Source organism: Kribbella kalugense, assembly GCF_004365875.1.
GTDB lineage: Bacteria > Actinomycetota > Actinomycetes > Propionibacteriales > Kribbellaceae > Kribbella > Kribbella kalugense.
The window spans coordinates 3,085,934-3,104,831 of the sequence record NZ_SODF01000001.1 but is presented as its reverse complement, the minus strand read 5'-3'; the positions used below and the strand labels follow the sequence as shown (position 1 = coordinate 3,104,831).

The following is an 18,898-nucleotide window of genomic DNA, read 5'->3' as shown; positions in this document are numbered from 1 at the left end:
ATGCGATGATCGCCGTGTGGATCATCACAGATCGGGGCGGTGGGGTGGGGAAGGTATGAGGAACCGCCACGTCTATTACTGTCCATTGCGCTGGGGCGACATGGACGCGCTTGGTCATGTCAACAACGGCCGGTACGTCGACTACCTCCAGGACGCCCGCGTCGATTTCCTGTTTCGGACCGCCAAGGAGCTCGGTGCGGACACCCTCGAGACCGGTCTGCTGGTGGCGCGGCACGAGGTCCAGTACCGGGCGCCGCTGCACTTCCGTCCCGAACCGGTCCGGATCGAGCTGTGGATCAGCGAGATCAAGGCCGCGTCGTTCACGGTGGACTACGAGATCCTCGATGCCGAGCCTGAACGCCGTACCTATGTGGAGGCGAGGACCAAACTGGTCCCGTTCGACTTCAACGCCAACCGGCTGCGCCGGATCAGTCCGGTCGAGCGCGGGGCCCTGTCGAAGCTGGTGGGTGCCTGATGTTCACGTACCAGGTGCTGGTCCGCTGGTCGGACATCGACTCGTACGACCACGTCAACAACGTGCGGTACTTCGACTACCTGCAGGAGGCCCGGATCGTCTTCCTCGGGCAGGTGATGGAGACCACCGGGGACTTCTTCGCGGAGTACCCGTGCGTGCTTGTCAGTCAGACGATCGACTACCTGCGGCCGATCCTGCTGCGGCACCCGCCGTACGACGTCGACGTGTGGATCGCGTCCGTCGGCACGTCGTCGTACACGCTGGGGTCGCGGATCGTGGATCGCAGTGGTGAGTCGGACGACGTGTACGCCAAGGCAGAGTCGGTGATCGTCGCGGTGGACGGTACGACGCACGCCAAGCGGGCCCTGGGTGACGCCGAACGGGCAGCCCTGCTGAAGCACGTTGTGACCGGTTGAGAGACTAGAACCGATATGACTGAGCAGCAGAGCTTCTACGACGCCGTTGGTGGGGCAGAGACCTTCCACCGATTGGTGGCAGCGTTCTACCGCGGTGTTGCCGCCGACCCGGAGCTGCGGGCGATGTACCCGGAGGAGGACCTCGGTCCGGCCGAGGTGCGCTTCCGGATGTTCCTGGAGCAGTACTGGGGCGGCCCGAAGACGTACTCCGAGCAGCGCGGGCATCCGCGGCTGCGGATGCGGCACGCCCCGTTCGCCGTCACCCCGAGCGCACGGGACCGGTGGCTCGGCCACATGCGGGCCGCGCTGGACGAGCTCGGCCTGTCCCCGGAGCGGGACCAGGAGATCTGGAACTACATGGTGATGGCCGCGCACAGCATGGTGAACACCGACGAACCGCAGTACCCCGGCGCGATCGACGTGTCGGGACGCTGAACTCTCTCGAAGGAGACAACACGAGCATGGCTACCACTCGTACGGCCAAGGCCCACTGGGAAGGCTCGCTGATGGAGGGCGCCGGCCAGGTCGCCCTGGAGTCGTCCGGCGTCGGCACCTACGACGTCACCTGGGCCTCGCGGGCGAACGACGCGAACGGCAAGACCAGCCCGGAGGAGCTGATCGCGGCCGCGCACTCCACCTGCTTCTCGATGGCGCTGTCGCACGCGCTGGCCGGTGCCGGTAACCCGCCGGCGTCGATCGACACCCAGGCCGACGTGACCTTCCAGCCGGGTGAGGGCATCACCGGCATCAAGCTGTCGGTCAACGGCAACGTACCCGGCCTGACCGCCGACGAGTTCGCCGAGTTCGCCGAGGGCGCGAAGAAGAACTGCCCGGTCTCGCAGGCGCTGTCCGCCGTCCCGATCACGCTGGACGTCACCTTCACTGCCTGACCCGCACAACGTCCGGCGAACCCACACGGGTTCGCCGGACGTTTGCTTTCAGCCGTGGAACTGCGCGGCCACCTTGGTGAAGTCGTACTGGCTCTGTGAGATCCCGCTGCACGAGTCGCCGTCGTTGTTGCTGCCACCGCAGGCGCGGTCCCGGTTGACCGCCCAGAAGGTGAATCGGGCCAGGTGGTGCTGCTGCGCGTACGCCAGCATCGTCTTGTAGTCCTGCAGCCGGACCGTCTCGCCGTCGTCGGTCTTGCCGTTCATCGACGAGATACCCATGTGCCGGTACGCCGTGTCGTCGGAGTAGCCGTACGCCGTCTTGAGCCGGCCCTTCAAGCCCTCCTCGGCCTTCTGGGTCAGCGTCGCCATGTTGGTCGAGCCGCCGCCGAAGTCGAACGGCATCAGCACCCAGCCGTCGTTCGCCAGACCCGCCTTGGCGGCCTTGTTGATCAGGTCGACGCCCGACGAGTCCGGGCCGGTCTGGTCGGTGCCCATCGTGATGTAGGTCTTGATCCCGGAGTTCTTGCTCTTCACGGTCTTCAGCGCGTCGACGACCCGCTGCCGGGCGGCGGCGCTGTGGAACTCGGTGTCCTCGATGTCGATGTCAATCGCCTTCAGCTTGTAGGCGTCGATCACCTTCTGGTACGCGCCGGCCAGCGCCGAGGCCGAGGTGCACTTCTCACCGAGCTTGTTGCCGGACCAGCCGCCGAACGACGGGATGACGTCGCCGCCGGCGGACCTGATGCTGTTGATCGTGGACTGGTCCGAGCCGCCGGTCAGGGCGCGGTCGCCGTCCCACTTCGGGTTGCAGCCGCCGTCGGACAGGATGAAGGCCAGCGTGAACCACTGGTTGCCGGCGGCCTTCATCACATCGGTCGGCTTCTGCGGGTTACCCCAGCCGAGGTACAGGTACGGCGCGGCGCCGATGCTGGCCGGGTCCGCCTGGACCTGGTGGGTGGACGCCTGGGCGGCAGCCGCGGCGCCGAGCGCCAGGGCACCGGCTGCGACCGCCGCGGTGGCGATCTTGAACATGCGTGAGCGCATCTCGAACTCCCAATCTGGGGGCGGTCAGAGTTCTTTAGTTAGGAAGGTTTCCTAACGGTTCGCTCGATCATGACCCGCCCGTCGCGATGCGTCAACAGCTGATTTCAGTCGGTCTTGGAAGCTTGTTCTTCCTGCTCCGTGGCTGAGCCGACACCGGAGGAGGCGTCGCTCTGAGGGTTGCGGGTGGTCAGGTTGCCGATCCGGACCACCTCGCCGTTGCGCACGTACCAGGTGGTGCCGTCCTCGCCGCGCAGTGTGGTGATCCGCAGGCCGACCGCGACCACGGTGCCGGTCGCCTTCTCCATGTCGATCAGGTCGCCGACGCCGTACTGGTCCTCGAAGATCATGAACACGCCGGCCAGGAAGTCCTTCACCAGCGTCTGCGCGCCGAAGCCGAGCGCCACGCCGATGATGCTGGCGGACGCGATCACCGGCAGGATGTTGAAGCCGAGCTCGGCCAGCACCATGACGACCAGGACGGCGGACAACACGATGGTCACGACGCTGGTCAGCAGCGACGCGATCGTCTCGGCCCGCTGCGTCCGGCGCTCGTTCGCGAGGGTGTTCTCGACGAAATCCTGGCCGATCTTGGACTTCGACAGCACGCCGGCGACGGCGCCGTTGCCGGTCCGGCGGGCGAACTTGCGGATGATCTTGTGCAGGATCCAGCGCAGGACGAAGAAGCCGACGATCAGCGCGGCGATCCGGACCGGGACGACGACGATCTGGTCGGTCACCTCCAGCTTGCCGTCGTTACCCGTTCTGAAGAAGGTCGGGAACTGCTCGGGCAGTGACAACAACGGGGAAAACAGGGGGTGACTGACTAAGGACAGAAGGTAGCTGGTCAGAATAGGCATCTCGCCGACTGATCTTAGTAGGCTGACAAGGAGACGCGATCGCATGTCGAGCCGGCTGGATGACGAGCTGTCCAGGCTCGTGAGCGCTGGTGTGCTGCGTCAGTACCAGGCCGACTCGATCCGGGACGCCGCCGACGCGGAGATCGACGCGGCGCTGGCCGACCCCGGTCGTCCCCACCCGGAGCCGGAGCCGCAGGAGTCCGGCCCGGCCAAGCCGAAGACGCCGTCCGCGGTGACGCACTCGAACGCGTTGGTTGAGGTGCTCGGGTACATCGGTGGCGCGCTGCTGCTGGGTGCGGTCGCACTCCTGACCCTGGCCAACTGGGGCGAAATGGGCCGTGCGGCCCGTGTAACCACCGGTACGACGGCAGCGGTCCTACTGCTCGGTGCGGCCGTCGTGCTCGCGCTGGTGCGGCGCCGCGAGCAGCTGAGCTCGGCGCTCGCATCGCTGGGTTGCTGTGTGGCCGGCTTTGCCACGTTCGTCGCGATCGAGGGGGAGGCCGGTCGGGTCGTCGGTGTGGTGGTCGCGCTCGCGCTGGCCGCGGTCGGGCTGTGGTGGCTGGAAGGGTCTTCGTTGCTCGTGGCAACGTTTGGGATCCTGGCCGTGGGTGTGTTGGTGATCACGGCAGATGTCCTCACTCCGGACACAGGTTCGGCGATGAACAGCGCCGGCATCGCAGGGACCGGTTTCATCATCGTCGCGTTCGTTTTCGCGATGCTCGGGCTGGTGCGCGATCAGGTGACGTCCTGGTCACTGGCCGGAGCCGCGATGTTCAGTTCGTCCATCTGCTGGCTGGTGCAGGAGCGTGGCGAGATCATGGCGCTGGCCGTCGGTACTGCGGGACCGGCGGCGCTGCTGGTCGCGTACGGTCGCACGCGGCGTCCGGCGTACGCCGTGGTGGGTTGCGCGATCCTGCTGGTGATCTGGCCGACCTCGCTCTATCAGCTGACCGACAACATGGCCGGGGTGGCGATCGGTCTCGTTGTGGCCAGCGGTGTCCTGCTGCTCGCCGTACTGATGCTCAGCCGCCGTCACTCGAACGAGTAGGACGGCGCGCGCCGTTAGCCGTTGACGCCGTCGATACGGCAGACTCGCTGGGGTGACAGCTCCCACTGCGGCCCTTGTCGAGCTAGCGGTTGCCCATGGCGTGGCGACGGAGTACTGGAATTGGCAGGGCGAGCATGTGGTTGTCTCGAGCGAGGTCGTGTCCGACGTACTCGCGGCTCTCGGTGTAGACGCGTCTACACCGGAGAAGGCGGCACTTGCTCTCGCTGAGCACCAGCAGGCGCGTTGGCGTCGTACGCTGCCCGCCACTGTGGTGATGCGGGCGGGGTGGACGCCGTGGTTCGCCGTACACCTGCCGCACGGGTCGGGCGCGGAGGTGTGGGTCGACCTCGAGGACGGCGGTCAGCGTCGGGACATCCCGCAGCAGAACCATTTGGTCGAGCCGGAGTGGGTCGACGGAGTACAGGTCGGTGAGGCGACGTTCCAGCTGCCGGGAGACCTGCCGCTCGGATACCACCGGCTGTGCGCGCGGATCGGGACCGGTCCGGAGATCTCGGTCAGCACGCTGATCGTCACGCCGCGGCAGCTCGAGCCGGAGAAGCTGCACCGGACCTGGGGTTGGGTGCTGCAGCTGTACTCCGTTCGGTCGCGGCGGTCGTGGGGGATCGGTGACCTGCACGACCTGGCCGATCTGGCCGCCTGGTCTGCGCACGATCTGGGTGCCGGGTTCGTTCTGGTGAACCCGTTGCACGCTGCTGAGGTAGCAGGCCGGATGGAGCCCTCGCCGTACCTGCCGGCGTCGCGGCGGTTCGCGAACCCGATCTACCTGCGGATCGAGGACATCGACGAGTACGGCGACCTGGCACCGGCCGAACGTGATCGCGTTCGGACGCTGGCGCTGCAGGCCCGGGCGCTCAGCGAGGACGTGACCGCGATCGACCGGGACACGGTGTGGACGGCGAAGCGTGAGGCGCTGCAGGTGCTGTTCCGCGTGCAGCCGTCGATCGGCCGGATCGCGGAGTACGGCGCGTACTGCGACCGGGAGAGCCAGGGGCTGATCGACTTCGCCACCTGGGCTGCGATCGCGGACGTGCACGGGCCGGAGTGGAGCAAGTGGCCCGAGGAACTCCAGGAGCCGACGTCGCCGGCTGTTGTTGCCTTCCGCAACGAGAATCCGGACGCGGTGGAGTTCCACTGCTGGCTGCAGTGGCAGCTGGACGAGCAGCTCGCCCGGACGCAGGCCCGGGCCAAGGCGGCGGGGATGTCGCTGGGCGTCGTACACGATCTGGCGGTTGGTGTGCATCCGGACGGCGCTGACGCGTGGGCGCTGCAGGAGGTGCTGGCGAAGGACATCCACGTCGGTGCACCGCCGGATGCGTTCAACCAGCAGGGACAGGACTGGTCGCAGCCGCCCTGGCGTCCAAACGCGCTGGCCGAGACCGGGTACGCCGCTTGGCGCGATCTGGTCCGTGCGGTCATGCGGCACGGTGGTGGACTGCGGATCGACCACATCCTCGGAATGTTCCGGTTGTGGTGGGTGACGTCACCGGAGCGGCCCACCGAGGGGACGTACGTGCGGTACGACCACGAGGCGTTGGTCGGGATCCTCGTACTGGAAGCGCAGCGCAGCGGGGTGACCGTGATCGGCGAGGACCTGGGTACGGTCGAGCCGTGGGTGCGCGACTACCTGACAGAGCGCGGCATCCTCGGTACGTCGGTGTTGTGGTTCGAGCGTGATGCCAACGGGAAGCCGCTGGCGCCGGAGCGGTGGCGGGAGCTGTGCCTGGCCACTGTCACCACTCACGACCTCCCGCCGACTGCGGGGTACCTGGCTGGCGATCATGTGGAGCTGCGCAACCGGCTTGGTCTGCTGACTCGCCCAGTGGCCGAAGAGCTGGCTGTCGACGAGGCGGACCGCGACGCGTGGCTGAACGCGCTCCGCGAGCGTCACCTCCTCAGCAACACCGACGGAGACGTGGAGCGCATCGTGGAGGCTCTCCATCGCTATGTGGCCCACACGCCCGCGAAGCTGGTCGGCGTGGCCCTCACGGATGCCGTGGGCGAACGCCGCACCCAGAACCAGCCCGGCACCACCGACGAGTACCCCAACTGGCGAATCCCGCTGGGCGGTCCCGAGGGCGAACCCGTCCTCGTCGAGGACCTGCCCAACAACGCACGCCTCCGTCGCCTGATCGGCGCCCTCAATATCTAGCTTTCTGTATTCGCCTGCTCACGAACCGTTGACAATAGATTTGAACGGTTGTTTTCTATTCAGTGAGAAGGCGCCTTCCTTCGCTGTCCACCGCCCCAACAGTGGAAGGAGATCGCATGCTGCGAAAACGGAAGCTCAGCGTGCTCGGGATCGCTGTCAGCGCGTTCGCGTTGACGGTCTGCACGTCGGTGCCGCTCGCCTACGGGCACGGCTACACGACTGGCCCGACCAGCCGGGCCAAGAACTGTCAGGACGGAGTCGTCACCGACTGCGGCCAGATCCAGTGGGAGCCGCAAAGCGTGGAGGGTCCTAAGGGATTCCCGCAGACCGGACCGGCGGACGGGACGCTCTGTTCGGCCGGGCTGGCGCAGTTCGCTCAGCTGGACGACCAGCGCGGCGGGACCTGGCCGGCCACCCAACTTCAAGGTGGGCAGGGATTCACGTTCACCTGGCACCTGACCGCGGCGCACGCGACCACGGACTTCAAGTACTACATGACCAAGCAGGGTTGGGATCCGACCCAACCGCTGACCCGGTCCGACCTCGACCTCGAACCGTTCCTCACCGTCCCGATGAACGGCGCCCGGCCGGCGACCGACGTTTCGCACCCAGGCACGATCCCGACCGGCCGGACCGGACGGCACATGATCCTCGCCGTCTGGACCATCGCCGACACCGCGAACGCCTTCTACCAGTGCTCGGATGTTAATTTCTAGTTCAATCTGACGTTTCGCCAATAACTTTCCTGGGCAGTGCACTCCTTGAATAACCGCCCCGTATTCAAGGAGTGTCCCCATGAAGTCATTGCTCCGCCGAGTCCTCGTTCCCGTCGTCGCCGTACTCGTCGGCCTGCTGCCCGGTGTGGTGGCGGTCGAGCAGGCGTCGGCCCTGACCAAGCTGACCCACGCCCAGGCGACCGCGATCTTCAGCGCCGCCGGCATCACCTGGTCGTCCAGCGGCAACTGCTCGAACCGGAACAACAGCACCTGTACGTCGTTCGACCAGATCAACGACAGCACGGTGTACGGCGTACGCACGCTGAAGCAGTCGAGTGGGTGCGCGATCCGGATCACCGGTGGCACCGAGACCGGCCACGCCAGCGGCACGTACAGCCACTGGAACGGCTACAAGGTCGACATCGCCATCACGACCTGTGTGACCAACTACGTGCACAACAACTTCACCCGGATCGCCGACCGCGGCGACGGCTACCCGCAGTGGAAGTCGGGCGCCGGCAACATCTACGCCAACGAAGGCAGTCACTGGGACGTGACCTACTTCAACTGCGGCGGCTGCTGAGAGGTTGTGCGACTCGCGGTCGCTCTGGGGTGAGGCCCTGGAGCGGCCGCGGTCTGCTGGGTACTAGGCTGCAGGTCGTGATTGTCGAATTGTCCGGGCACTCGTTGCTGGTGTTCGTCGGGATTCCTGTGCTGGTTGTCGCGGTGCTGGCGCTGCTGGTGTTCGCGTCCTCGATCGCCGACGGGCCGCGGTACCGCCCAGGCCTGTCCTGGTGGGCCCCGCCGGTCTGGATCAACGGGCCGACCGCGACCAAGCCGGATCCGGCCAACCTGCCCGAGCTGCCCGCGCTGAACAGCGCGCCGGGTGCCACCGCGACCGCCGGCACCGGCATCGCCCGCACGATCGGAGGCGCAAGTGCCAGCTGGTGACGCATTCACCCCAGACCAGCTCTACGACATCGAGAAGGCGGTCCAGCACGCCGAGGAGGTCTCCGGCCTGCACTTCTCGGTGTACGTCGGTGGTGCCGACGAGGAGACCCGTCCGTTCGCCATCGAGCTGCTGAACGAGCTGGACGACCCGGACAGCTCTGTCCTGGTGTACGTCGACCCGGCCGGTCGCCGTCTCGAGATCGTCACCGGCTCGCAGGCGAAGCGACAGCTGTCGGACGTCGCCGCCGGCCTGGCCGCGCTGACCATGCAGACGTCGTTCGCTGCCGGTGACCTGACCGGCGGTCTGGTCACCGGCGTACAGCAGTTGGGCACGCACGCTCACCAGCCGCCGCTGCTGCACGCCAGCGACGAGCTGCACAAGCTGTAGCACGGCCTGGTCACTCATGGCGCTGCAGCCACACCGCATCGAGCTGGACGACGTCGTACTGCGTCCGTTCGTCGCATCCGACGAGGACGCGGTGGCTGAGGCGTTGCGGGACCCGGGCATCCTTCGCTGGACCGCGGGTACGGCGGTCATCCGTGCACCTGCGGACAAGCGTGCCCGCAGGTGGCTGGAGCCGCGCATCGACGGCTGGGCTCACGGCAACGCGATCTTCGCGATCGCGGACGCCGCGACCGACCAGGTGCTCGGCAGCGTCTCGCTCCGGGACGTTCACCGGGTCCCCGATCAGGCGGTCGCGGCGTACTGGGTCAGCCCGCTGGCCCGTGGCCGCCGGCTCGGTGCTCGCGCACTCGACGCAGCGGCGACCTGGGCCTTCGCAGCCGACGGACTGCGTCTGCACCGCATCGCGCTCGACCACTCGCTGATCAACGAGGGATCGTGCCATGTCGCACTCCGCGCCGGCTTCCAGCTCGAGGGCGTGATGCGCGACTACTACGTCGAGCCGACCGGCAAGCGGCACGACTCGCACCTCCACGCCAGGCTGGCGACGGATGTGGTCCCTCAGCCGCCGGGTGCGCTGGCCGGCTCGTAGGTCGGGCAGGCCGGGCTCAGGTAGGCCGCCTGGGTCCGCGGGTCGAGGCAGACGTTGAGCATCTGCGCCGACGACGTGCCTGGACCGAGGTAGACCACCCAGGTGTTGGTGACCGGTGTCATCGAGCTGCTGTTCGTGAGGCCCGGATACTGCCCGTCGACCAGCATCGCCTTCGCCGGAATGCCGGCCAGGGTGAGCTTGCTCGCGGCGGCCTTCGCGCTCTTGTCCGCGTCCATGCCGACATCGGTCGGGTACTTGTCCATGATCGCGATCCACTGACCGCGCTTGAACTTCGGCGAGACCGGACCGGTGTTCACCTGCGGGGGAGTGGTCTTCTGGACCTTGGCCCTGGGTGCGGTCGCCGGCGGCTTGCGGTCCGCCTTGGTGGCGCTTCCACTCGAGGCTTGTGCAGTCGGTGCCACGGCGCCTGTGTCGGTGCCCAGCCGCAGTCCGTCGGCCGGCGGGGCGTTGGACGTTCCCCGGGTCAGGATGAAGGCGAACACCGCGACCATCGCCGCCGAGGCCACGATCGCCGCACCGATGGCGCTGTGCGAACGCTGCGCCTTCCGCGGCCGTGCTGCCGGCGCTTTCCGGACGGCGGAGCCATGACGACTCGCCTGATGACTGGTGTGCTGCGTGTCCTTCTGGGTGTTCTTCTGCTGCCTTCGGGCCACCCGCGCGGGTGGTTTCCGGTGATCGACGTGAGTCACGACAAGGGCCCCTCCCCAGACAACCCCTGGAATGGATAGTCCGGTGCAGCTTAAACCGAACGACCGAGTAAGTGAGCCTCTCTCAGGTGGCAAGAATCTCTTTCCCTGCAACGGATTGCGCACCGCGCACAGCCCCTCACACCCCGCCGACGAGCAATCGTTTGACCCTCACCGAACGCGGTCGGACACCCCGAAAACCGCAATGTCCTGACTTAGAGTTCCCAGACGCCCTCTTAGGTGCCGGAGGGGATGCCGTCGTACTTGGGGGTCGGGCGGGTGTCGAGGGCGTCGTCCAGCCAGGCGTCGATGTCGACTCCTGCGGAGAGGATGTGGTTCACGTACGACGCGCGCTCGTGGCTGAGGACTTCGAGCTCCCAGACGCACGGTGCCGCGCCGATGGGAGCTGGGCGGAGGTCTTCGACCTCCATGCCGCTGAACATGCTCAGGCGGGACTGGAAGTCTCTCGCCCAGCTCTGCACGACCAGGTAGATGCCGTCGTCTCCCAGGTGCAGTACGACGACACCGAGTCCGACGGACCCCATCGCGTCGTCGAACTCGAGCTGACGGGTGGCAGTGGCGCGGGCGACCTCGACCATGTGGTCGTCCCACTGCCGTCCGCGGGCCGTGACGATGTACGGCTTCACCAGGCGGTGCGGGTACCGCCAGGGCATCAGTGGAGTGATCGGGCGGGGTCTGTAGGCCTCTGCGAGTCCGGTCAGCGCAACAGCTGCCGCACCGGCCAAGGCGGGGTCGGAGGCGGGCACCGACCCAGTCTTACCGCACCGAGGTCCAACGCGACACTGCCGGTCTCCTGGCGAGACCGGCAGTGGCAGCAGTGTCAGCAGTGGCAGCAGTGGCAGGCGGTCAGACGATGTCCTTCGCCTGCGCGGCGATCGCGCGGGTCAGGTCGGCCTGGGCCTCGGTGACGTAGCGGAGGGTCGGTGCGTCGACCGACGAGGACTCCGCGGCCAGCCAGTCGGTCAGCGCGTCCAGCGCCCCCTGGTCCGCCAGGTGTCGCGGTGACAGGTACACCAGCACGTTCTCGCCCATTGACGAGCCGAGCCGCGTGTACACGTCCTTGGCGGCGCTCAGGTACCGGTCGACGTACGGCCGGAGCAGGTCCTCCTGGCCGGGCTGCTGGAAGCCGAGGATGGTCCGGAACTGCGTCTCGTTCGGGGTGTCCTCGGACTCGACCGCGATCCGCCAGGCCTCTTCCTTCGCCTCGACGGTCGGCCGGGCGGCGCGAGCCTGTGCGGCCCGCTCCTGACCGGTGATCGTGGTGTCGCGGGTCAGCTCCTCGTCGATCTCGTCCGCACCGATCCGGCCGAGCCGGGACAGTGCCACGATCAGCGTCCAGCGCAGGTCCGTGTCGACGACCAGGCCTTCGGGCAGGTCGCGTCCGTCGAGCCAGCCGAGGATCCGGTCGCCGCCGGCTTCCGAGAACACGGCCGAGCTGTAGGCCCGGACGAATGCCAGCTGGTGGTCGCTGCCTGGCTCGGCGTCGGCGACCAGACCGGCCAGCGCCTCCTCGAGCTGGGCCCGCAGGGCGGCCCGGTTCTGCGGGGCGGCGTACTGGTTGACCGCACTGTTCGCCTGGGCGAGCAGTGAGCGGACACCGGTGAGGTCGGTCTCCGCACGGATGCCGCGCAGGACGATGCCGACGTACTGGCTGGCCGGCATCTCCGCGTCCCGGGTCATGTCCCAGGCGGCGCCCCAGGCCAGGGCCCTGGGCAACGACTCGGTCAGCTGGTCGATCGACTCCACCAGCGTGGCCCGGGAGCGTTCGTCGAGCCGGATCTTCGCGTAGGTGAGGTCGTCGTCGTTCAGCAGCACGAGATCCGGCTGGGTCGCGCCGGTGAGCTCGGGCAGGTCGGTGCGGGCTCCGTCGATGTCGACCTCGAACCGCTCGGTCCGGACCAGGCCCTTGTCGGTACGCCGGTACAGACCGACTGCGAGCCGGTGCGGCCGCAGTACCGGGAACTTCTCGGTCGCCGTCTGCTCGATCGCGAACGAGGTGAAGGCACCGGCAGAGTCGACGCTGAAGTCGGCGCGCAGCGTGTTCACGCCGGCGGTCCGCAGCCAGCGCTCGGTCCAGTCGTCCAGGTCGCGGCCGGACGCCTTCTCCAGCGGCTTCAGCAGGTCGGTCAGCTCGGTGTTGCCGAACGCGTGGTCGTGGAAGTACTCCTTCAGCGCGGTGACGAACGTCTCCTCGCCGACGAAGGCAACCAGCTGGCGCAGCGTCGACGCGCCCTTGGCGTAGGTAATCCCGTCGAAGTTCACCTCGACCGCGTGGAAGTCGATCATGTCGGCCGCGATCGGGTGCGTCGACGGCAGCTGGTCCTGCCGGTACGCCCAGTTCTTCCGGGCGTTGCAGAACGTCGTCCACGCATCGGAGTACTTCGTCGTCGCGACCACCTGGGCCCAGTGGCTGGCCCACTCGGCGAACGACTCGTTCAGCCACAGGTCGTCCCACCAGGTCATCGTGACCAGGTCGCCGAACCACATGTGTGCCAGCTCGTGCAGCACGGTGTTGGCGCGGGACTCCAGCTCCGCGTGCGTCGTACGGCTGCGGAACAGGTACTCGTCCCGGAGCGTCACGCAGCCCGCGTTCTCCATCGCACCCATGTTGTACTCCGGCACGAAGGCCTGGTCGTACTTGTGGAACGGGTACGGCGTCCCGAACGCCTCCTCGAACAGCGCGAAGCCCTGCTTGGTGACCTCGAACAGGTCCTCGACGTCCAGCGCCTCCTTCAGCGACGGACGGCACAGCAGCGACATCGGGTAGGTCCCGTGCGGACCCTCGTAGGAGTCCGTCACCACGTGGTACGGACCCGCGACGACCGCGGTGATGTACGTCGAGATCCGCTCGGTCGGCGGGAACTCCCAGCGGGCCAGCTCCTCGCCGTTCGGATCGGAGTACGGCGTGGGCTCGGGGGTGGGAGCGTTCGAGATGACGACCCAGCGGGCCGGGGCGGAGACGGTGAAGGTGAACGGGGCCTTGAGGTCGGGCTGCTCGAAGGTGGTGAACACCCGGCGGGCGTCCGGCACCTCGAACTGGGTGTAGAGGTAGGTCTCCTTGTCGGCCGGGTCGACCGAACGGTGCAGCCCTTCACCGGTCCGCGAGTACAGGCAGTCCGCGACCACGGTCAGCTCGTTGCGCTCCGCCAGCCCGTCGAGCTGGATGCGGGCGCCGTCGTACACCACGTCCGGATCGAGGGCGACGCCGTTCAGCGTCACCGAGCGGACCTTGTCCGCGATCAGGTCGGCGAAGGTACTCGCGCCGGCCGCGGCGCCGAACGTGACAGTGGTCACCGACGGGAACACGGGCGCGCCGCTGGGGGCGCCGGTCAGATCGAGCTCGATCGCGTAGGTCACGTCACTGACCACGCCCGCACGGGAACGCGCTTCGTCGCGCGTCAGGTTGGTTCCAGGCATGTCGGCATCCTATGCACCTGGCTCTCAGCTTGGATGCGGGTTTCCCCCCGACATTGGGTATTGGATACCAAGCCGGTACCTGAGCCGGTCATCGGGTTCTTCAACTTTGTATGATGGTGAATATGACTGCCTCTGCAGATTTCTGGTTCGACCCGGCCTGCCCCTGGGCCTGGATGACGTCCCGCTGGATGCTCGAAGTCGAGCAGGTCCGGGACGTGAAGACGACCTGGCACGTGATGAGCCTCGCCGTCCTGAACGAGGACCGCAACGAGCACGACGAGAACTGGCAGCGCCTTCTGGGCCGGGTCCGCGTGCTGATCGCCGCCGAGCAGGCGCACGGCAACGAAGTACTGCTGCCGCTCTACACCGCGCTCGGCACCCGGATCCACAAGGACGGGCGTGGCGGCAAGGACGACGCCGTGCTGGCCGAGGCGCTCGAAGAGGTCGGCCTGCCCGCCTCGCTGCTCGAGGCCGCCGACTCCGACAAGTTCGACGACGCGCTGCGGAAGTCGCACCACGCCGGCATGGACCAGGTCGGCATGGAGGTCGGTACGCCGGTCATCGCGGTCGAGGGTACGGCGTTCTTCGGCCCGGTGGTCACGCCCGCACCCAAGGGTGAGGCGGCCGGCAAGCTCTGGGACGGCGTCCGGCTGGTGGCCGGCACCGAGGGCTTCTTCGAGATCAAGCGCACCCGCGAGCGCGGCCCGATCTTCGACTGACGGTTCAGGGGTTGAAATCGAGGGCCGTTGGCAGTGAAAGTTGCTCACCAAGGAATTCGTCAAGTGGTGAGTAGGTTCCAGATGACCGCCGTACCGCCGGGTGTGACTGCTGGTATCGCCGTGTTCGACCGGGAGACCGGGCAGTTCGTCCAGCAACAGAACGCCGACCATCAGTTCCGCTCGGCGTCGGTGGTGAAGCTGCTGATCGTGCTCGACTTCCTCGCCGAACGCGGCCCGCGGTACGACGTTCCGCCCGCGGACCGCGCCCGGCTCGAGCTCATGTTGCGGAGCAGCGACGACGACGCGGCGAGCTACTACTGGGACGAGCTCGGTGGCGGGGACCTTGTCGACCGGATGGTGCTGCGACTCGGCCTGACCCACACCGTCCGGCCGCCCGCCACCCATCCGGGCTTCTGGGGGTACGTCGCGATCTCGGCCGCCGACGCGGTCCGGATCTATCGATACATCCTGGACCGGGCGCCGCTGCCGGTCCGCGAGTTCGTGATGGATCTGCTGCACCGGCCGACCCGCTACGGGACGGACGGCTTCGACCAGTTCTTCGGGATCGCGTCGGTCTTCGACCCGGACTTCAGCGTCAAGCAGGGCTGGTCGGGGTTCCTCGGCTCGAGTGGTTACGGCTCGGACCGGGCGAAGCCGGACTCGGCGCTGGACCTGGTCAGCGACGCGCTGCACACCACTGGCACGGTCGGGGTCGACGACCGGACCATCGTCTCGGTGTTCACGCTGCATCCGAGCGGGACGCCGTACGAGCAGGCCTATGCGGCGGTGACGCAGCTGACCGCGGCGCTGACTGTGCCGGGCGGCGTACGCATACAGGCTGTCGGACAGTAGATTGCCTGCCATGCGAGTGCATATCGGCTCTGACCATGCCGGCTTCGAACTCAAGAACCACCTGGTGCAGCACCTGACGGCTGCCGGGCACGACGTCGCGGACCACGGTCCGCAGGTGTACGACGCCGTGGACGACTACCCGCCGTACTGCCTGCGGACCGGGCAGGCGGTGGTCGACGACCCGGGCAGCCTGGGCATCGTGATCGGTGGCTCGGGCAACGGCGAGCAGATCGCCGCGAACAAGGTGAAGGGGGTCCGGGCGATCCTGGCCTGGAGCACCGACACCGCACGCCTCGGCCGCGAGCACAACAACGCCAACGTGATCAGCGTCGGCGCCCGGATGCACTCGGAGGAGGAGGCGACCGGATTCGTGGACACGTTCCTGGCCACCGACTACTCCGGCGAGGAGCGGCACACCCGCCGGATCGACATGCTGTCGAACTACGAGGCGTCCGGCGAGCTTCCCGCGTTGCCCTGATCAGCTGCGTCGGGTTCGGGCTTCACCGGCCTGCGTTCGACCGGCCGGCGGGGGCGGGAGACGTCGCGAGCCCGCATCGACCGCCCGGTACCAACCACCGCCGGGCTGGGTGGCGTACTGCGCCCCCCTCTAGCTGCACCTGAACCACCTGTCGTCCCCATATGAGGAATCATGCCTGAAGGTCACACCTTGCACCGCCTGGCGAACGACGTCTGGGACGCGTTCGGCGGCCGTCCGGTCCGGACGTCCAGTCCGCAGGGCCGGTTCGACGAGGGCGCCGCACTGCTGGACGGTCATCTGTTGCGACAGACCGAGGCCCACGGCAAACACTTCCTCGCCGACTTCGAGGGCGCGGGCTGGCTGCACATCCACCTCGGTCTGATCGGCAAGATGGACATCAAGCCGGCACCGGTCCCCGAACCGGTCGGCCAGGTCCGGCTCCGGCTGCAGAACGCGACGTCGTACGCCGATCTGCGCGGAGCGACCGTGTGCGAGGTGATCACCGACGAGGAGCGGGACAAGCTGCTCGGCCGGCTCGGTCCGGACCCGCTGCGCGACGACGCGGACCCGGACCTCGCCTGGAAGCGGATCCATCGCAGCAAGCTGCCGATCGGGCAGTTGCTGATGAACCAGGACGTGCTGAGCGGCGTCGGCAATGTGTACCGGGCCGAGGTGCTGTTCCGGGCCAAGCTGAACCCGATGACCCCTGGCAACGTGGTGAAGAAGCGAGAGTGGCAGGGCATGTGGGACGACCTGCTCGCGCTGATGAAGTACGGCGTCGAGACCGGCCGGATCGATACCGTTGCCGACGACCACACTCCCGAGGCGATGGGGCGTGACCCACGCAAGGATGATCATGGGGGCGAGGTCTATGTCTACCGACGGCAGGGGCAGCGGTGCTACGTCTGCCAGTCGGTCATCCGGACCAAGCTCCTGGCCGGGCGCAACTTGTTCTGGTGCCCGAAATGCCAACGCACCGGTCTCACTCGCAAGAGCTGAGAATCATCGATTGTGTTACGGCTTGATGCGCGGACCAAACAGTACCGTTATCTTCTTCACACCATGAGGGAGAGCGGCGGTCTTGCGCTGGTACGACGCATCGGCCGCCGGGTCGAGGCGTTGGGCCGTCGTGCCCGTCGCTCCCACCGGCTGGCGTTCGTCGTGCTGTTGCTGGTGCAGCTGGTGATCGCCATCGCCAGCAGGGTCTGGATGACGCTGGTACCGGCGTCCTTCCTGATCGTCCCGCTGGTGGTCGGTGGTGTTCTGCTGCAGTTCGGCGAACTGGTGGCCCTGACCGGGATCACCACGGCATTGGGCTCGTTCGCGGTCCTGTCGCGCGGACTGACGCTGCCCCGGCTCGGCTTCGTGCTGGTCCTTCTGGTCGTCGGCTGGATCCTGATCACCAGCGCTAAGGTGCGCAGCCGGCTGGGCGTAGCCGGCACCCGGAGCGAGTCGATGCTGATGGAACTGCGGGACACCCTCACCGCGCAGGGAGAGATGCCGAAGTTGCCGTCCGGCTGGCGGGTCGAGGTGGCGATCCAGTCCGCCCGTGGTTCGACGTTCTCGGGCGACTTCGTGGTGTCGACGATGCATGGCGACATACTCGAGGTGGCGCTGGTCGATGTCTCGGGCAAGGGAATCGATGCCGGGACGCGGGCGCTGCTGCTGTCCGGTGCGTTCGGTGGGCTGCTGGGCGTCGTACGGGAGGAGGAGTTCCTGTCGTCGGCGAACCGGTACATCCGCAGGCAGGACTGGGACGACGACTTCGCGACCGTGGTCCACGTCGTGCTCGATCTGCGGACCGGGGACTTCGACGTACGGACGGCCGGGCATCCGCCGGCGATCCATTTCGACGCCTGGACCGGGCGGTGGCAGACGCGGGACGCGGACGGGCCGTTGCTCGGGCTGATGGAGTCGCCGGAGTTCAAGGTGAACCAAGGGCAGCTGAAGCTCGGCGACGCGCTGTTCCTGTACAGCGACGGGATGGTGGAGACGCCGCGGCGCGACATCGGCCGCGGCACCGACCGGCTGATCGGACATGCGGAACGGCTTGTGGCACAGGGATTCCTGGGTGCCGCCGCCCATCTGGTCGCGAGCGCCGGGGGGCCGGGGGACGATTCGGCGATCGTGATCATCCATCGGACGCCGGCCTGAAGTTGAGCGGCCCGCCGATGGCGTAGCCTGCTCCGTCGTGACGATCGACGGGCTGGGCGACACCTTTGGATCCGGGGCGGATCGGGTCGCCCCCGATGTCTCGTTCGAGGAACTGGTCGCGATGATGCCGGAGACGTTGCGGGAGGTCTTCCCGCCGTACCGCTGGCAGCTGGCGAAGCTGCGGGAGCTGGACCTCAAGGTCGAACCGGTCGAGATCGCCGACCTGGTCTGGATGTTCGACCTGCCGCTGTGGCAGCTCGACGGCGACCGGTTCAAGGTCACGCCGCACCAGGTCGCGGAGACGCCGATGAACTTCCGCGCGCACTACCAGCGGGTGATGGACGCGGACCTCGACTTCCCGATCAACCTGGTCGCGTACCGCGGCCGGCTGGTCGTCCTGGACGGCGTCCACCGGCTGCTGAAGGCGCACTTCCTGCGCCGTCGCTGGATCGAGGCGACGATCGCCACCGCGACGCAGCTCCAGGCCTGCGCTGTCTGAACCTTTTGGCAGGATGGTCCGCATGGAAAGCGTGGAGCGTGAGGTGTACGTCGAGGCTCGGCCGGAGGTGGTGTGGGCCGCGGTGACGCAGCCGGACGGGCTCGCCCGCTGGTACGCGTTTGGTGGTGCGGAGCTCGACCTGCGGCCGGGTGGACCGCTGGTGCTGCGGTGGGACGAGCACGGAGAATTCCGTGGGTTCGTGGAGAAGGTCGAGCCCGGACGGCGCTTCGCCTACCGGTACGCCGTCGTACCGGGCGTGGACCCGGCGCCGGGGAACTCGAACCAGGTCGAGTTCACCCTCACCCCGGAAGGCGAGGGGACCCGGTTGTTGGTGGTCGAGTCGGGTTTCGAGCGGCTCGACGCGGAGGCGGAACACGAGATCGAGCAGGCCGCCCAGGCCTGGGGCAACGCCCTCGACATCCTGACCAAGCTCGCCCCGGAGTTGTGACACGCCGTTGTTGGTGATGGTGATGCGTCACTATTAGGATC

At 67.6% G+C, this 18,898-nt stretch carries 23 protein-coding genes; 18 read left to right on the top strand and 5 right to left on the bottom strand.

Going from position 1 to position 18,898, the window contains the following annotated elements:
• Positions 1-55 precede the first annotated feature (55 nt).
• The 4 genes from EV650_RS14550 to EV650_RS14535 are packed head-to-tail and all read left to right on the top strand — an operon-like array spanning position 56 to position 1,781.
• Positions 56-475, top strand: a complete 420-nt coding sequence (locus EV650_RS14550) for an acyl-CoA thioesterase (protein WP_134119226.1) — start codon at positions 56-58, stop codon at positions 473-475.
• Positions 475-891: an acyl-CoA thioesterase gene (locus EV650_RS14545; RefSeq protein ID WP_238174209.1), complete on the top strand. Its 417-nt coding sequence runs from the start codon at positions 475-477 to the stop codon at positions 889-891. Before EV650_RS14550 ends, EV650_RS14545 begins: the two co-directional genes overlap by 1 nt.
• Before the next feature lie 15 nt (positions 892-906).
• Positions 907-1,326 carry a globin gene (locus EV650_RS14540; protein WP_134119222.1) on the top strand — a complete coding sequence of 140 codons (420 nt, stop codon included), beginning with the start codon at positions 907-909 and terminating at the stop codon, positions 1,324-1,326.
• Positions 1,327-1,352: 26 nt separating this feature from the next.
• Complete coding sequence (locus EV650_RS14535) at positions 1,353-1,781, top strand: OsmC family protein (protein ID WP_134119220.1); 429 nt, start codon at positions 1,353-1,355, stop codon at positions 1,779-1,781.
• A 48-nt stretch (positions 1,782-1,829) separates the two neighbouring features.
• Here the strand turns inward: EV650_RS14535 and EV650_RS14530 are convergent, their stop codons facing one another.
• Complete coding sequence (locus tag EV650_RS14530; RefSeq protein WP_134119218.1) at positions 1,830-2,825, bottom strand: chitinase; 996 nt, start codon at positions 2,823-2,825, stop codon at positions 1,830-1,832.
• Positions 2,826-2,929: 104 nt separating this feature from the next.
• Positions 2,930-3,625, bottom strand: coding sequence for a mechanosensitive ion channel family protein (locus EV650_RS14525; protein WP_238174208.1), 696 nt, complete (start codon positions 3,623-3,625; stop codon positions 2,930-2,932).
• A gap of 100 nt (positions 3,626-3,725) precedes the next feature.
• On the opposite strand from EV650_RS14525, the gene EV650_RS14520 reads away from it, so the two are divergent.
• From EV650_RS14520 to EV650_RS14490, 7 genes are all read left to right on the top strand, one after another.
• Positions 3,726-4,730 carry a DUF2157 domain-containing protein gene (locus EV650_RS14520; RefSeq protein ID WP_134119216.1) on the top strand — a complete coding sequence of 335 codons (1,005 nt, stop codon included), beginning with the start codon at positions 3,726-3,728 and terminating at the stop codon, positions 4,728-4,730.
• A gap of 52 nt (positions 4,731-4,782) precedes the next feature.
• Positions 4,783-6,900, top strand: a complete 2,118-nt coding sequence (gene malQ / locus EV650_RS14515) for a 4-alpha-glucanotransferase (protein WP_134119214.1) — start codon at positions 4,783-4,785, stop codon at positions 6,898-6,900.
• A 116-nt stretch (positions 6,901-7,016) separates the two neighbouring features.
• The gene (locus EV650_RS14510; protein WP_134119212.1) at positions 7,017-7,616 is read left to right on the top strand and encodes a lytic polysaccharide monooxygenase auxiliary activity family 9 protein; all 600 of its coding nucleotides are present in this window, start codon (positions 7,017-7,019) and stop codon (positions 7,614-7,616) included.
• Positions 7,617-7,695: 79 nt separating this feature from the next.
• Positions 7,696-8,199 (top strand): hypothetical protein, encoded by a 504-nt coding sequence (locus tag EV650_RS14505; RefSeq protein WP_134119210.1) that lies wholly within the window; start codon positions 7,696-7,698, stop codon positions 8,197-8,199.
• A 77-nt stretch (positions 8,200-8,276) separates the two neighbouring features.
• On the top strand, positions 8,277-8,567 hold the full coding sequence (gene ctaJ / locus EV650_RS14500) for an aa3-type cytochrome oxidase subunit CtaJ (RefSeq protein WP_134119208.1): 291 nt from the start codon (positions 8,277-8,279) through the stop codon (positions 8,565-8,567).
• Complete coding sequence (locus EV650_RS14495) at positions 8,554-8,955, top strand: DUF5130 family protein (RefSeq protein ID WP_238174207.1); 402 nt, start codon at positions 8,554-8,556, stop codon at positions 8,953-8,955. Before ctaJ ends, EV650_RS14495 begins: the two co-directional genes overlap by 14 nt.
• Before the next feature lie 16 nt (positions 8,956-8,971).
• Complete coding sequence (locus tag EV650_RS14490) at positions 8,972-9,562, top strand: GNAT family N-acetyltransferase (RefSeq protein WP_134119204.1); 591 nt, start codon at positions 8,972-8,974, stop codon at positions 9,560-9,562.
• On the opposite strand, the gene EV650_RS14485 is transcribed toward EV650_RS14490, so the two are convergent.
• From EV650_RS14485 to pepN, 3 genes are all read right to left on the bottom strand, one after another.
• Entirely contained in the window at positions 9,532-10,272 is a 741-nt protein-coding gene (locus EV650_RS14485) for a hypothetical protein (protein WP_134119202.1), read from the bottom strand. The genes EV650_RS14490 and EV650_RS14485 overlap by 31 nt on opposite strands.
• 233 nt (positions 10,273-10,505) lie before the next feature.
• The gene (locus EV650_RS14480; protein ID WP_238174206.1) at positions 10,506-11,036 is read right to left on the bottom strand and encodes a hypothetical protein; all 531 of its coding nucleotides are present in this window, start codon (positions 11,034-11,036) and stop codon (positions 10,506-10,508) included.
• Between the two features lie 100 nt (positions 11,037-11,136).
• Entirely contained in the window at positions 11,137-13,707 is a 2,571-nt protein-coding gene (gene pepN / locus EV650_RS14475) for an aminopeptidase N (RefSeq protein WP_134119200.1), read from the bottom strand.
• Between the two features lie 122 nt (positions 13,708-13,829).
• On the opposite strand from pepN, the gene EV650_RS14470 reads away from it, so the two are divergent.
• The 7 genes from EV650_RS14470 (at position 13,830) to EV650_RS14440 (ending at position 18,857) form a co-directional block, all read left to right on the top strand.
• Positions 13,830-14,426, top strand: coding sequence for a mycothiol-dependent nitroreductase Rv2466c family protein (locus EV650_RS14470; protein WP_202874504.1), 597 nt, complete (start codon positions 13,830-13,832; stop codon positions 14,424-14,426).
• A 66-nt stretch (positions 14,427-14,492) separates the two neighbouring features.
• A complete protein-coding gene (locus EV650_RS14465) occupies positions 14,493-15,278 on the top strand; it encodes a serine hydrolase (protein WP_238174205.1) in 786 nt (261 codons plus the stop codon).
• Positions 15,279-15,288: 10 nt separating this feature from the next.
• A complete protein-coding gene (locus EV650_RS14460; RefSeq protein WP_134119196.1) occupies positions 15,289-15,756 on the top strand; it encodes a ribose-5-phosphate isomerase in 468 nt (155 codons plus the stop codon).
• Positions 15,757-15,927: 171 nt separating this feature from the next.
• Complete coding sequence (locus EV650_RS14455) at positions 15,928-16,755, top strand: Fpg/Nei family DNA glycosylase (RefSeq protein WP_134119194.1); 828 nt, start codon at positions 15,928-15,930, stop codon at positions 16,753-16,755.
• Positions 16,756-16,818: 63 nt separating this feature from the next.
• Entirely contained in the window at positions 16,819-17,910 is a 1,092-nt protein-coding gene (locus tag EV650_RS14450; RefSeq protein WP_134119192.1) for a PP2C family protein-serine/threonine phosphatase, read from the top strand.
• Positions 17,911-17,947: 37 nt separating this feature from the next.
• A complete protein-coding gene (locus EV650_RS14445; protein ID WP_238174204.1) occupies positions 17,948-18,409 on the top strand; it encodes a hypothetical protein in 462 nt (153 codons plus the stop codon).
• A gap of 22 nt (positions 18,410-18,431) precedes the next feature.
• On the top strand, positions 18,432-18,857 hold the full coding sequence (locus tag EV650_RS14440; RefSeq protein WP_134119190.1) for an SRPBCC domain-containing protein: 426 nt from the start codon (positions 18,432-18,434) through the stop codon (positions 18,855-18,857).
• The last annotated feature ends 41 nt before the right edge of the window (positions 18,858-18,898 follow it).